At 64.6% G+C, this 17336-nt stretch carries 1 protein-coding gene; it reads left to right on the forward strand.

The window, feature by feature from the left end:
- Window positions 1-644: 644 nt before the first annotated feature.
- On the forward strand, window positions 645-17186 hold the full coding sequence (locus tag WJU21_RS12790; protein WP_346323828.1) for a right-handed parallel beta-helix repeat-containing protein: 16542 nt from the start codon (window positions 645-647) through the stop codon (window positions 17184-17186).
- Window positions 17187-17336: the final 150 nt, after the last annotated feature.

Here is a 17336-nt window from a genome sequence, read left to right on the forward strand (position 1 = left end):
GCTGCCGCACTTCACATCTGCGTGTTCGGTTTCATGCCTCTTCCGGCTGCCAGGGATGTTGCGTGCAAGTAACCATGTCATTACGGCCTGGAATCGACCGGTTAAAAACGCTAGTGGTTCGGTTGGAACGGGCGCCTTGGGGCACCATATCTATTAAAATAGCGGATGCGTCCTACCATTGGTGCCCGATTCTCGACAGTCAGCAGCCCGATGCGCAAGATTGAGCCGTGCGACAGCGCGGTTTGGATGCGCTCGTGCCGCAAGAGCGGGAAATTGACCTTTAATGACAAGAAATCACGCGTTCGTGATATTTAATCACGTAGATTTCCCATGTATGTTACTTCCTAATAATGAAGAAATTATAGACACTTAGCTCCATCGGCGAGGTCTGGAGCCGTTCCAGAAGACGCCGGTGACGAGCACTACCAAGGTTTTGGCGAGGGAAAGAGGGGCCTATGCCAGCCGCGGGATATTTTGCGCTGGGATCTCCATAACATCCGTTTCTGGTCTGCTGTCCGGCGTTAGGTCCGGGACTGGTCGACCGGGGATTATTGTTGCGCGGGCGGCATGCCCGCACTTTTCGCCGTCACCGACCAGGTGTTCTGCACCGGCTCTCGTCCGCACGTTGGGCAAGGAGTCGAGTCATGTTTCGTCGCATTGGTCGCATCAGCCAGAAGAACCGCCAGCTCATCCGCAACCGCTTTGCCGAACGTGACCTGGCAAAGCAGCTGAGCAAGGCCTATCCCGGCATTGCCGAGCGTCCGCTGACCTACGTGGTCGGCCTGTCGCTGGCCCTGGTCTTGCTGCCGTCGCCCCAGGTGCGTGCGGAATGCGTGGCCAGCGGCATCAACATCACGTGCGATACCAACGTCAGTAATCCCGATACCGACCCCCAGCCCATCAGCACCAATTCCGTGGTTATCATCAACTCCAACGCGCAGCTCATCGTGGCCGGTGACGACGCGCTGGGTGAAGGCGGCACCGACGCGGTCAACGTCAATATCACCGTCAATTCAGGCGGCGTGGTGCAGAGCGACGAGAATGCCATCGACGCGGGCGGCCAGTTGACCGTGCTCAACATGGGCACCATCGAGTCGACGGGCGATACGGCGATCCGGATCGACGGCTCCAACGTCAAGCAGACGAACATCACCAACCAGGGGACGATCAAGGGCGATGCCAACGGCATCGAAATGTCGGTCGACAACAGCAGCCACGACATCACCGGCTCCAATTTGAGCACCATCAGTGGCGGTGACCACGGCATCGCCTTGTTCGACAACGACATCACGGTCAAGTACAGCGGCGCGGGCATCATCACAGGCGACGATGCCGCGCTGTACATGCGCAGCGACGCGGACGATTCCACCTTCATCGTCAAGGGCACCAGCAAGGGCAGCATCACCCTGCTCGGCCAGGACGGTGTGGAACTCGATTTCGGTGTGGAAGGCGGCACCGTCGATCTCGACGGGGCGGATCTGGGCAAATCGGACGCGCGCCTCGCGGAAGAAGGCGTCGACGCCTACACAAATTCCGGCACCACGGTCAACTTTGACAAGGGCACGATCTATTCCACCGGCGACGGCATCATCACTGGCGAAAAATCCTCGGTAACCGTCGGCGCCGACGGTCTCATCGACACGTCCGAAGGCGACGGCATCGACCTGGGGCTGAATTCCGTCTTCGACATGAACGGCCAGATCACGGCCGCCGACGGCGCCGGCATGCGTCTGCATGCGGGTTCCGAAGGCGTGATCGGCGCCAGCGGATATGTGGAGGGATCGGGCACCGGTGGTCTCGTCATCGACAACGACGGCGCGACTCTGGGGAACAATACCGTATTCGTCCTGAACCTTGGTACCATCACCGCCAACAGCCCCGGCATCGTGATCGATCCGGGCATGAATCTGTACCTGGCCGGCGATGGCGGCGAGGTGATCGGCACCAACGGCGATGACGGCATCGTGCTCGGCGAAGGCTCCGGCGTCGTAGTCACCGAGGGACAGGACGTCAGGGCTTTCGGCGGTGATGACGCGGACGGCATCAGCACGATCGGCAACGGTAATTTCGTGGCGGTCGAAGGGTTCGCCACCGTCATCGGCGAGGACGACGGCATCGATGCCGATAGCGGCCAGGACAACGAGATTTATATCGGCTGGAGCATCCAGGGCCCGGGCTGGGTCGAAGGCGGCGATGATGGTGTTGACCTGGGCGACGGCAATGCCCTGTATATCGGCGAAGGCTCGGTTGTCATCGGCAATTCCGGCGACGGCATCAATGCGGGCAGCAACAACAAGATATTCATCTTCGCCGCGACTGTAGAAGGCGGCGACGACGGCATCGACCTGAACGGCGATCACAACTTTGTCGAGGGCCTGACGTTCGTCGAGGGGCAGGAGAACGGCCTCGAGATCGAGGGCGATTTCAATGAGGTTACGCTGGGCGGCGTCGAGGGCGGCAAGCACGGCGTCTTTATCAGCAAGGAAGGCGAACTCAACAAGGTCGTCATCCTCAACGATGCCGTCGGCGAGGAAGGGGACGGCGTCAGGATTGCGGGGGATCAGAACGAAGTCGACGTCGCCGGGACGATTTCGGGCGATCCGGGCGTATTCCTGTCCGGGGACCAGAACAACGTGTCTGGGGGACTGATCACCGCCAAGAAGGACGGCGTGCATATTGACGGTAACCAGAACACCGTCACCTCGGCGACCGACATCATTGGCGACAACGACAAGAACGGGTCGGGCGCGGCCGTAGACATCAATGGCGACAGCAATTTCGTGAGCGCCGTCGACAACATCCTCGGCGGCAACAAGGGCGTCGATATCGACGGCGACCAGAACACTGTCGTGACGGAAACCGGCGACATCCGCGGCAAGAGCAGCGGCGTCATTCTGGCTGGTGACAACAACCTTGTCTCCGTCGTCAACGGCAACATCAACGGCGACCGGGACGACGATGGTGCGGGCGTGGGCGTGATCATCTCGGGTGACAGCAACGACATTGTCGATGTCGGCGATAACACCCAGGCGGGCGTCAAGGAGATCCGCGGCGGCAGCGGTGGTCTGCTGATTTCCGGCGACACCAATACGGTGCTGGCCTCCGGCGACATCGACGGCGACCGGGACGACGACGGCACGGGCTTTGGCGTGCATATCGATGGCGGCGACGGCAACGTTGTTGCCGGCGAAAATCTCTACGGCGGCGGCGACGGCCTGAAGATCGACAACGATGCCGACGGCAACGAGGTCACCGTGGCCGGAGACATTCTCGGCGGCCAAAACGGCGGCGTCGGCGACGGCATCGAGATCGGCACCCTGAGTGACGGAAACACCATCGACGTCGGTGGCCGTGTCGAGGGCAGCGAGGATGGCGTTACCATTGGCGATCGCGCCGACGACAACAAGATCGATGTCGCCGGAGACATTCTCGGCCTCGATGGTGACGGCGTGCGCATCAGTGGTGACGGCAACGACATCACGGCCGGCGCAGACCAGCTGGGAGACAGCATCCATGGCGCGGACGGCGACGGCGTCCAGATCGGCGGTACCGGCAATACCGTGACTGCCGCCGGCAATATCATCGGCAAGGACGATGACGGCGGCGATGGCGACGGCGTCGACATCGCCGGTGACGGCAATACCGTCAAGGCGGTTGGCGGGCTCCAGACCCCCGCCAACATCGTGGGCGACGACGACGGCGTCGTGATCAACGGCAACAACAACCTGGTGTCGACCGACGGCGACATCATCGGCGACGCGGACGGCGACAACAATGGCGACGGCGTCGACATCACCGGCAACGACAACGCGGTGAGCGCCGGCGGCAACATCAGCGGCGACCCGGGCGTGATCATCGCCGGCGACGGCAACTTCGTCAGCGCCGGCGGCTCTATCACCGCCATCGAGGACGCGGTGAAGATCACCGGCGGCATTGCCGGCAAGGGCAACACGGTTACCGCCGGCAAGGAGATTGCGTCGACGGATGGCGGCGGCGTCATCATCGACGGTGACGCCAACACCGTGCTCGCCGGCAATGACGGCGCGGGCACGAGCATCCTCGGCGGCGATGGCCACGGCGTCGGCATTACCGGTTACGGCAACACGGTCAAAGCAAACCTCGGCGACATCATCGGCAAGGACGACGACAGCGGCGAAGGTGATGGCATCAACATCGTCGGCGGCGATTTCGTCTTCGGTGGCAACGAGGTCTCGGTGTTGCTGGGCAGCGTCATCGGCGACGACGACGGCGTCGAGATTTCCGGCCTCAATAACGCGGTTACGGTCATTGGCGGCATCAAGGGCGATGCCGACGCGAGCGGCCAGGGCGCCGGCGTCGTCATCGGCGACGGCGTGACGGATTCGAACTTCAATGTGGTCACCGCACTCGCCACCAATGGAGGTTCCGGATTGATCGAGGGCACCACGGGCGGCGTCCTGATCGACGGCCTCGGCAACGTCGTCGCGGGTCAGGGCGGCATCACGGCGACCGGCGGCACGGCCGTGGGCATCGTCGGCGACGACAACAATGTGACGACCGGCAACGATGACTTTTTCGGCGACGTCAAGGGCTCGGACGACGGTGTCAATATCGACGGCGACGGCAACAAGGTTGCCGTCAAGGGGTCGATCTTCGGCGATACCGACGCGACCGGCGGCGGCGACGGCGTCGACATCACCGGCAACCTGAACGAGGTCACGGCCACTGGCGACATCTCCGGCGATCCGGGCGTGATCATCGCCGGCGACAACAACTTCACCAGCGCGGGCGGCTCGATCACGGCGACGGCCGGCAATGCTGTCGACATCACCGGCAAGGACAACACGGTCACTGCGGTAGACGAGATCGCCTCGACCGGCGGGAGCGGCGTGGTTATCAGCGGCGGCGGCAACATCGTGTCGGCGGGTGACGACGGCAACGACGATTCCATCATCGGCGGCGACGGCGACGGCGTGAACATCACCGGGGACGGCAACAAGGTCGACGCGGAGACCAACATCAAGGGCTCCGAGAGCGGCGTGATCCTCGCCGGCGACGACAACATCGTCAATTCGGGCAACGATATCTTCGGCGACAATGGCGACGGCGTGAACATCGATGGCGACGCCAACAAGGTTGCCGCGACCGAAGACATCGAGGGCGAGTTGGCCGGCGTTTCCATCGACGGCGACGACAACGTGGTGACCGCCGACGACAACATCGTCGGCGACCAGGCCGAGGGCGTGCTGATCGACGGCGACGACAACAAGGTTACCGCCAACAACATCGACGGCGGCACCTTCGGCGTGGCGATCGTGGGCGGCGGCAGCGGCAACACCGTCAAGGCCGACAGTTCCATCGACGGCGACGACGAGGACGGCGTCTTCATCGACGGCGACAGCAATCTTGTGACGGCCGGCGACGAGATCACCGGCGACGAGCATGGCGTCAGGATCGACGGCGGCGGCAACACCGTCACTGCGGGCACGTTTATCGAGGGCGGCGATGAGGACGGTGTCAACATCACCGGCGACTCCAACTTCGTCAGCGCCGAGGAAGGCATCAGCGGCGGCGACGACGGCGTCAACATCGACGGCAACGGCAACAACGTGCTCGCGGGCGGTGCCATCGACGGCGACGACGGCGATGGTGTCCGCATCGAGGGCGGCGACGGCAACTATGTCGAGGCGCCCGGCGGCATTTCCGGCGGCGACGACGGCGTCGACATCGACAGCAACGATAATACCGTCGTCTCCGGCGACACCATCGAGGGCGACGACGACGGCGTGTCGATCGACGGCGACGACAACATCGTCACTGCCGTCGACATGATCATCGGCAACGGCGACGAGGGCGTCGACATCGAGGGCGACGATAATACCGTGGAGGCCCTGGGCATCAGCGGCTTCTGGGATGGCGTGGACGTCGAGGGCGACGACAACGACATTACCGTCGGTGACAGCGGCATCAACGGCATCAATGGCGATGCCATCGATCTCGAAGGTAGCGGCAACAGCGTCGTGTCGGGGGGCAGCGTGCTGGGCGGCGACGACGGCGTGCACATCGAGGGCGACAAGAACACGGTCGACGTCACCGGCGACATCACCGGCACGGCCGGCGACGGTGTCGACATCACCGGCAACCTGAACGAGGTGAAGGCGACCGGCGACATCTCCGGCGATCCGGGCGTGATCATCGCCGGCGACCAGAATGACGTCGCTGCCGGCGGCTCGATCACCGCCCTGAACAATGCGGTGGACATCACCGGCGACGACAACACCGTGTCTGCGGTCGACGAGATCGCCTCCAGCGCCGCCAGCGGCGTGGTCATCGACGGCGCCGACAACCTGGTCACCTCGGGCTTCGTCGACCTGGCCGAAGCGACCGGCGTCGGCATCCTGGGCGGCGGCGGCGACGGCGTCAGCATCAAGGGCGGCACCGAGAACACGGTCGAGACCATCGGCATGATCGTCGGCCTCGGCGGCGCGGGCGTCTCCATCGATTCCGACGGCAACACGGTCACCGCCGCTGACGGGGACGTGATCGACAACGTCACCTTGGGCACGGTTTCCAACGCCACCGGCCAGGGCATCTACGGCTCGACCGACGGCGTGGTGATCGGCGCGACCAAGGATTCCGACGACAACACGGTCACCACCAGCGGCTTTGTCCTGGGCGCCGGCGGCACCGGCGCGACCATCAATGGCGACAACAACCAGCTGTCGGCCGGCGGCGGCACCACCGAGACCGGCCTCGACAATTTCGGCATCGGCGGCACCACCGACGGCGTCGTCATCGACGGCGACGAGAACGATGTCGATACCACCGGCAGCATTCACGCTTTCGACAGCGGCGTGGTGATCGAGGGCGGCGACAACACCGTCGAGACCGGCGCCACCAACTGGAAGGACACGGCCAGCAACCTCGGCATCTACGGCGCCGGCAAGGGCGCCGACGGCGACGGCGTCAACCTGGACGGCGACGACAACACCGTGACTACCTTGGGCTTTATTGCCGGCGCGACCGGCGCGGGCGTCGCCATCACTGGCGGCGGCAACGATGTCGATGCCGGCAGCGGCGACGTGGCCGACACGTTGAAGCAGTCGGGTATCGTCGTCGACGGCACCGGCTTCGGCATCTATGGAGGCACCGACGGCGTCAGCATCTCCGGCGGCACGCTGGGCAACGGCAACTCGGTGAGCACCGACGGCTTCATCCTGGGCGCTAGCGGCGCCGGTGTCAGCATCACCGGCACCGACAACACGGTGACGGCAGGCAAGGGCGATCCGGTGACCATCGCCGACCTGGGCATCGGCGGCGCCACCGACGGCGTCGCCATCGCAGGCGACAGCAACGACGTCAGCACCACCGGCACCATTTTCGGCGGCGTGAACGGCGTGGCCATGACCGGCGACGAAAACGACGTGACGGCCGGCCTCGACATCACCGGCATCACCGGCGACGGCGTCCAGATCGACGGCGGCGGCAACAAGGTCACAGCGGGCGGCGATGTCAGCGGCCTTGACGACGGCATCGAGATCGACGGCGACGACAATACGGTGGACGTGGCGGGCGATGTAACCGGCACCGATGGCGATGGTATCGACATCGACGGCTCGACCAATCTTGTGACCGTGGGCGGCAGCGTGTCCGGCGATCCGGGCGTGCTGATCGACACGGGCGACGACAACGTCGTCGAGGTCGGTGGCGCGATCACCGCCACCAACAACGCCGTGGACATTACCGGTGACGACAACCAGGTCTCGGCTGGCCTCGACACCAAGGATCTGGTGATCGGCGATATCGTCTCGACCGAGGCGAGCGGCGTCGTGATCGACGGCGATGGCAACTACGTGTTCAGCGAGGACGGCAAGATCGATGGCCAGGGCGGCTATGGCGTCGGCATCGAGGGCATCGAGAACGAGGTCTATGCCTTTACCGACATCCTGGGCGGCGATGGTGACGGCGTCCTGATCAATGGCGACCGCAATACGGTCGGCACCGAGACCGGCGAGATCAAGGGTTCGGAAAGCGGCGTCAACATCGATGAGGGCAATAACAACCTGGTCGAAGCCGCCACCGATATCACCGGCGACAGCGGCCACGGTGTCGTCGTCGACGGTGACGACAATACGGTCGCGGCCGGCGGCGATATCACGGGCGGCGGCGGCGACGGCGTCAATCTGGACGGCGACAGCAACATCGTCTCGGCCGGCAACAACATCGACGGCGAAATCAACGGCGTGAATGTCGACGGCGATTCCAACGTGGTTTCGGCCGGCAACAACATCACCGCCGATACCGGCGACGGTGTCCTGATTGACGGCAACGACAACAAGGTGACCGCGGATAACCTGATCTATGGCGAGGCGGACGGCGTCGACATCGACGGCGACGACAACAAGGTCAGCGCCGGCGGCGATATCGTCGGTGACGTCGGCGACGCGGTGACCATCGCGGGCGACGGCAACGACGTCAGCGCGGGCGACGACATCGATGGCGGCTCGAACGGTGTGGTGATCGACGGCGACGACAATGCGGTCACCGCCGGCGGCGACATCCTTGCCGCCGATGGCGACGGTGTGCAGATCGATGGCGACGACAACGAGGTCGAGGCCGGCGGCGTGATCGACGCTTCGGACAATGGTGTGAACGTCGACGGCGACGACAACAGTGTGAGCGCTGTCGGCAGCATCACCGGCGCAAATGGTCGCGGTGTCCTGATCGAGGATGGCGACGACAACGAGGTCGCGTCCGAGGAAGGCTCGATCATCGGCGGCACCGATGGCGTGGCGATCATCGACAGCGACGACAACACGGTCAGCGCCGCCATCGACATCATCGGCAATGGCGGCGACGGCGTGCTGATCGACGACGGTGACGGCAACGAGGTGACTGCGGGCGGCGACATCACCGGTTCGGCCGGCGGCGCCAGCGTGACCGGCGACGACAACAGCGTGACGGCGGCCGGCAGCATCACCGGTGGCAGCGGCGTCGGCGTGTTCGTCGACGGCGACGACAACGATGTGATGGCGGAAGCCGGCGCGATTACCGGCGGCACCGATGGCGTGGTCATCGACGGCGACGACAACGACGTGACGGCCGGTACGGATATCGTGGGCACCGACGGCGACGGCGTCGCCATCGACGGCGACGACAACGATGTCACGGCGGGCGGCGACATCACCGGCCTGGGCGGCGACGGCGTGTCCGTGGATGGCGACCAGAACGGCATCGAAGTGGAAGGCAACGTCACCGGCAGTGGCAAGGCGTCCGCGATCGGCGTCGGACTCGCGGGCGACAACAATGTGGTCACGGTGGGCGGCAGCGTCACCGGCGACGATGACGGCATCGACATCGATGGCGACATGAACCGGGTCGAGGTCACCGGCGACGTGAAGGGCGACGACGACGCCTCGGGCGGCGGCGACGGCATCGATATCAGCGGCATGCTCAACATGGTGCTGGTCGGCGGCAACGTGTACGGCGATCCGGGCGTGCTGATCAATGTGGGCAGCCACAACCTGATCACCATCGACGGCTTCGTGCTCGCGACCGAGGACGGCATCCACATCGCGAACGGCGACGACAATATTGTGAACGTCGGTGAGGATGTTACCTCGACCGACGCTTCCGGCGTTGTTATTGCCGGCGGTGACGACAACGACATCACGGTGGCCGGCACCATCGACGGCCAGGGCGGCGACGGCGTCAATATCGACGGCGACGACAACTCGGTCGAAGCGGGCGGCGACATTCTTGGCGGCGACGGCGACGGTGTGGTCATTGACGGCGACGACAACGACGTTTCGGGTGACAACATCACCGGTTCCGCCAATGGCGTGGTGATCGATGGCGATACCAACGCGGTCGTCGCCGATGGCGACATCACCGGCGAGGACGGTGTCGGCGTCTCGATCACCGGCAACGGCGAGGGCAATAGCGTCGAGGCCAAGAACATCACCGGCAGTAACGGCGGCGTGGCCATCGACGGCGACGGCAACGCCGTGAAGGCGACGGGCGATGTATCCGGTGGCAGCGGCATCGGTATCGATGTTGGCGGTGACGACAACGGCATCACCGTCGGCGGTTCGGTCTCCGGCAGCGGCGGCCTGGCGATCGATGGCGACGGCAACGATATCGATGTCACCGGCTCCGTGACCGGCGATACCGGCAGTGGCATCGACATCGACGGCGACGACAACGATGTGGATGTGGGCGGCAGCGTCACCGGCGCCACCAGCGGCATCATAACCGCGGGCGACGACAACAATGTCGATGTGACCGGAAACGTGATCGGCAGCGGCGGCGACGGCATCAGCATCGACGGTGACGGCAACAGGTTCGGCATCGGGGGCTTCGTCGACGGCAGCGTGGACGGCGTCGAAATCGATGGCGACCGCAATCAGGTAGAAGTCGATGGCTATGTCGCCGGCGGCATCGGCGACGGCGTCGATATCGACGGCGACCGTAACGACGTGATTGTTGGCGGCAACATTTCAGGCGATCCGGGCGTGCTGATCTCGGGCGACGACAACCTGGTGACGGCCGGCGGCTCGATCACGGCGACCAACAATGCGGTTGATATCACCGGCGACGACAACGAGGTGACGGCCGACGACGAGATTTCGTCCTCGAGCGCCAATGGCGTGGTGATCGACGGCGACGACAACGAGATCGAAGCCGGCGCCGACGGATCGGGCGATTCCATCATCGGCCTGGGCGGTGACGGCGTCCAGGTCGCGGGCGACCACAACGAGGTCAAGGCCAGCGGTAATATCGTCGGCGGCGCCGGCGACGGCGTGCATATCGACGAAGGCAACGACAACCAGATCGAGGCCAACGACATCACCGGCTCGGACGACGGCGTCGACATTACCGGCGACGACAATGACATCGACGCGGATGGCGACATCACCGGCACGGCCGGCGACGGCGTGGCCATCGACGGCGACGACAACGAGGTGAGCGGCAATGCCATCGCCGGCGGTGACGATGGCGTCGATATCTCTGGCGACGACAATGTGGTCAATGCCGACGGCAACATCACCGGCACGGCGGGTGATGGCGTCAACATCGACGGCGACCAGAACGAGGTCGAGGCCAACGACATCATGGGCGGCGACGACGGCGTCGACATTGCCGGCGACAAGAACACTGTCTCGGCCGATGGCGACATCACCGGCACGGTTGGTGACGGCGTTAATCTCAACGGCGATCACAACGAGGTCGACGCGAACGCCATCGCCGGCGGCGACGAGGGCGTCGAGATCGACGGCGACAACAATATCGTCTCCGCCGACGGCAACATCACCGGTACAGCCAGCGACGGCGTCAACATTGACGGCGACGACAACGACGTCGGCGCCGACGGCATTACCGGCGGCGCGAGCGGCGTGGACATCACCGGTGACGACAACGAAATCGACGCCGACGGCAGTATCGCCGGTCTCGGCGGTGATGGCGTGGCCATCGACGGCGACGGCAACGATGTCGGTGCCGACCACATCACCGGCAGCGACGACGGCGTCGACATCACCGGCGACGACAACAGCATCGACGCCAATGGCGACATCACCGGTACGGCTGGTGACGGTGCGGTGATCGACGGCGACGACAACGAGATCGACAGCGACAACATCTATGGCGGTGACAATGGCCTAGTCATCACGGGTGGCGAGAACAACGTCGATACCGGCGACATCGTCGGCACGGCTGGCGCCGGCGTCGACATCGACAATGGCGACGACAACACCGTGGATGCCGACAGCGTCACGGGCGGCAACGGCGGCGTGCTGATCGACGGCGATTCGAACGATATCTCCGTCAACGATCTGATCGACGGCGGCGCCGGGGACGGCGTCAATATCGACGGTGTGTTCAACCATGTGGACGCCGGCGCGATCACCGGCGCCAACGGTGTTGTCATCGCGGGCACGCGCAACGATGTCCATGCCGACGACACCATCACGGCAACGGCCGGCGACGGCGTGACCATCGAGGGCGACAGCAACGACGTCGATGCCCAGGACATTTCGGCCACCGGCGACGGCGTGCTGATCGAGGGTGACGACAACGACGTCGACGTGGACGACAGCATCGTCGCGGGTGGCCTTGCGGTCGGCATCGACGGCGATGACAACCAGGTTGGCGCAGACGACATCACCGGCGGCAACGGCGGCGTACGCATCGACGGCGACGACAACCAGGTCGAGGCCGACGGCGACATCACCGGCGGCATCGGCATCGGCGTCGAGATCGTCAACGGCAGCGAGGACAATCAGGTCGATGCCGACAACATCACCGGCACGATCGGCGTCTCGATCGACGGCGACGACAACCAGATCGAGGCGGATGGCGACATCACCGGCACGGTCGGCGATGGCATCGCCATTGCCGGCGATGACAACACTGTCGCGGCGGATTCCATTACGGGCGCCGAGGACGGTGTGGACATCTCGGGTGACGGCAACGAAATCGACGTAGGCGGGCTGATCCTCGGCGAGGGCGGCCACGGCGTCAGCATCGATGGCGACGACAACACGGTCGAGGCCGACGACGTGACCGGCGACGATGACGGTGTCAACATCGCCGGCAACGGCAACAATGTGGACGTATCCGGCGACATCACCGGCATCAACGGTGACGGCGTCGATATCAGCGGTACGCTGAACGTGGTCCAGGCCGGCGGCACCATTTCGGGCGATCCGGGCGTGCTGATCTCCGGCGACCTGAACCTGGTCACGGCTTTCGACGTGGACGGGAAGCTGGACGGCGTCCGCATCACCGGCAATACCAACAATGTGTTCGTCGTCACCAGCATCACCGGCGACAGCGACACCAACGGCACCGGCAACGGCGTCTGGGTCGATGGCGGCAACAACCATGTGAAGGCCACCGACATCATCGGCTCCAGCACGGCGGGCCAGGCTGGCATCCACGTCCAGGGCGGCAGCGGCAACGTGTTCGAAGCCGCCAGTGTCACGGGCGGCACCGGCGTCAGCCTGGGCAGCGGCAATACGCTGGCGGTTTCGGGTGACGTCACCGGCCTTGCCGGCGACGGCATCGACATGGGCAACAACAACAATGTCGACGTCAACAACGTGTCCGGCTCGGCCAGCGGCATCGTCGCCGGCGACAACAACGACATCGATGTGAACGGGGACGTCTCGGCCGGCACCGGTGACGGCGTGCGGATCGGCGGCGGCAACCAGATCGATCTCAACAATGTCACGGTGGCCGATGGCGGCGGTGACGGCATCGAAATGGGATCCGGCAACCAGGTCAATATCGCCAGCGGCAGCAAGATCACCGGCGGCGACGGCCATGGCATCCTGGTCAGCGGCGGCAACAACCAGATCAACGTCGTCGGCGTCACCATCGACTCCAAGCTCAACGGCGGCCAGGACGGCGTGCATATCGAGGCGGCGGGCAACCAGCTCAACGCGTCGAGCGCCACGATCATCAATGCCAACGAGGACGGCATCGATCTCGACTACAGCGGCAGCAAGGGTTCGCCCTCGGTGTTCAACAACCTGGCGACCATCAATGCCAACGACGACGGCATCGAGATCGACGACAACATCCTGCTGATCAACGCCGGCAAGGTGACCACCTTCGGCGCGTTCCCCGGCAGCTCGGGCGTCGAGGGCCAGGACGGCAATACCGTGGTCAACCAGGGCGCGGGCGAGATCCTCGGCTCGGGCAACGGCATCACCGTGCTCGACGACAACCTGATCTACAACGATGGCGACATCGATGTGGCCGGCGTCGGCGTGGACGTGCTGGACGGCAACTACATCGAGAACAACGGTTCGATCGCCACCGGCGAGCAGGGTATCCGCGCCGGCGACGACAACGAGATCTACAACGGCGGCGAGATCGAATCGGACGGCGACGGCATCCTTGCCGGCGACGACAACGACATCGACAACGATGGCGACATCGTCTCCGCAGAGGACGGCATCGAGGTCACCGGCACCGGCAACGAGATCCTCAACGAAGGTTCCATCGAGGCCGATGACGACGGCATCGTGGCCGGCGACGGCGACAACCAGATCGTCAATGACGGCTCCATCGAGGCCGGCAACAACGGCATTCAGGTGGGCGACGGCAACGAGGAGGCCATCTACAACACCGAGGACGGCTCCATCGAAGCCGAAGACGTCGGCATCAATGTCGGCAGCGGTAGCACTGCGGTGGGCAATGCCGGCTCGATCGAGGCCGACATCGGCATCGCGGGCGTCGACGAGAATTCGATCGTCAACACCGAGACCGGCGAGATCGTGGCCGACAGCGTCGGCATCCTGGTTGGCGATTCCAACGAGGTGGGCAACTTCGGCAGCATCGAATCCGACGAGACCGGCATCAGCGCGGGTGACGGCAATCTCATCGTCAATGCGGGCGTCATCGACGCCGACGATCTCGGCATCGGTGCCGGCAGCGGCAACCTCATCGTCAATGTCGCCGGCGGTCTGATCACCGGAGGCGGCAACGGCATCGAGGTTGTCGACGGCAACGATATCCTGAACGACGGCGAAATCGACGTCGGCGACGATGGCGTGACCCTGGGCGGCGACGACAATTATCTGGGCAACAACGGCGACATCCACGGCGACAACAACGGCGTCGTGGTCCTCGGCGACGACAACGTCGTGGTCAATCTCGGCAGCACCATCGACGGCGGCGACATCGGTGTCCTCGTCGGCGAGGATGCCGACGGCACCCTGATCGGCAATGCGAGCACCAGTTCGATCACCGGCGGCACCGCGGGTATCCGGGTCGAGGGCGACGACACCGAGATCGAAAACGAGGGACTGATCAGCTCCGGTCCGGGGGACGGCATCCAGGTCGCCTCGAGCGGCGCCACCTGGATCACCAACTACTCGAGCGGCGCCATCACCGCACCGGGCGGTACGGCGATTGAGGCATCGGGCGCCGGCACCACCACCATCGACAATTGGGGCCTGATTTCCGGCGGCAACACCATCACCGGCGCCGGCGGCGTTGAAATCGTCCACAACAACGCCGGCGGCGTTATCGCCGGCAGCGTCTCGCTGGGCGGCGGCAGCGACCTGGTCGACCTGAACGACGGTTCGCTGCTGACCGGCAACGTGCTTACCGGCCTTGGCAGTGACCAGATTTTCCTCAGCACCGGCGCGGGCCTGACCGGCGACATCGACATGGGTGACGACGGCGCCAACGTCGAAACCGACGTCCTGACGCTGGAAGGCACGGGCCACGGCGTGTTCGACGGCAATGCGGTCGAGATCGAGGATCTGGAAAAGGTCGACGACGGCACCTGGGACCTGAACGGCGACGTATCGGTCGACGTGGTGACGAACATCAATGCCGGCCGTCTGAACGTGGGCGGCACGGGCCTGGCGGATCATGACGCCGATCCCCTCACGCCGGACGTGCTGGCACCGGTCGGCACGGCGGTCCTGACGTCGCCCACCGTCAATGTGAACGCTGGCGGCACGCTGGGCGGCCACGGCACGGTGGTCGGCGTTGTCGACGTCAATGACGGCGGCATCCTGGCCCCCGGCGGCTCCATCGGCACGCTGAGCGTGGTCGGCAACGTCAACTTCGCCGATCCGGATCCGGTCGCGGGCACCACCGGCGGCATCTATCAGGCCGAGGTGGATCCGTTCACGGCCGATCTGCTCCAGGTGTTCAAATCGACCAAGACCTCGACCGATGGCAAGGCCAACCTCAACGGCACGATCGAGATCCTCTTCCAGCCCGGCTTCGTCGATCTCAACCTCGACGGCGTCGTGGACGGCTTCGACTACGACGAAGACGGCGGCGCGACCCCGATCGCCAGCTTCCTCAAGGGCGGCAAGACCTACACGCTCATTACTGCCCAGGGCGGCGTGGTCGGCACCTTCGACGATGTGACCGACAACGGCCTGCTGGTGGTCGTGCCGGATGATCCCTCAACCACCCAGGACGAGACGCAGACCGTCGGCCTGTTCAAGGGCGTGCTGCAATATCTCCCGAACTCGGTGATCTTGACCACCATCCCGCTGTTCGGGAACGGCCAGTTCGGACCGCTGACCATCAACCAGCAGGCCACGGCCGACTATCTCGACGTGCTGATACCGTTCGGCGTCAGTACCGCGCCCAACGACGATCTTGCTTATGTGGCGGCCCAGCTTGGCCTGGATCCGAATATCCCGGCCGGCCTCGATGACCTGCATCCGGAATGGTACAACGGCTATACCGAAGCCGGCCTGTACTATGCCAAGGCGGGCATCCAGACCGCCTCCGACCGTCTCCGCGGCGCCCGTAACGGCGTCCGGGTCAATGCCCAGGTCGTCAAGTTCGGCAGCGGCTCGGCTGTCGGCAACAGCAATGACGACCGGTTCTCGTTCTGGGTCCAGGGCGGCTACGGCAACACCGACATCAAGCGGGATGAGCGCGGTTTCCTTGGCTACAAGATGGATCATGTCGCCGGCTTCATGGGCCTCGACTACCAGGTGAACTCGCAAATCATCGTCGGGGTCATGGGCGGCTTCGGCAACACCGACATGGAAGTGAAGGGCCGGCTGGGCGACGGCGATGTCGATCACTGGCAGGTCGCCGGTTACGCGACCTTCTACGGCAAGCGCTGGTTCGTCGACGTGGTCGGCGGCTATGGCGACCTGAGCATGACGACGAACCGCGACATCACGTTCGGCGCCATCGACCGCACCGCCCGCTCCAAGCACGACGGTGACGTGGCCTATGCCCACATCAAGGCCGGCTACTCGTTCCATCTGGACGACGGCTGGTTCGCGATCCCGAATGTGGGCTTCACCTTCGCGCATGTGAGCCAGGGCCCGGCCCTGGAGACGGGCGCCGGCTCGGTCAGCCTCGACATCGACAGGCACGGCACCGACTCCCTGCGCGTGGAAACCAACCTGATCGTCACCAAGGCGTTCATGGTCGGCAATTCGCGCAGCGCCGCCCTCGTGCCCTATATCAGGGTCGGCGTGGCGCACGAGCTGGAGAACAATCTGCGGCCGATCACGTCCCGGTTCGTTGGCCAGACCGCCAGCTTCACGGTCTGGGGCGAACCCGGCGCGAACACGGTGTTCACCTTCGGCCTTGGCGTGAACTGGGTCATCAGCAGCACCTGGTCGGTATTCTTCGACTACAGCAGCGAACTCGGCGGCGACTACACCAACCACATCATCAATGGTGGCGTGCGGTTCCGCTTCTAGAAGCAGCGCCGGGTTCAATTCATGGGGCGGTCTTCGGACCGCCCTTTTTTTATCTCCGGCGCTTGATCGGACAGCGCGGCCGTGTTCAATAGGGCGGGAAAAGTCATTGGCGCTTGAGGCCCTCGCGGCGCGGCGCCCCGATCGACGGGA

The sequence above is a fragment of the Emcibacter sp. SYSU 3D8 genome, assembly GCF_039655875.1.
Taxonomy (GTDB): Bacteria; Pseudomonadota; Alphaproteobacteria; order SMXS01; family SMXS01; genus RI-34.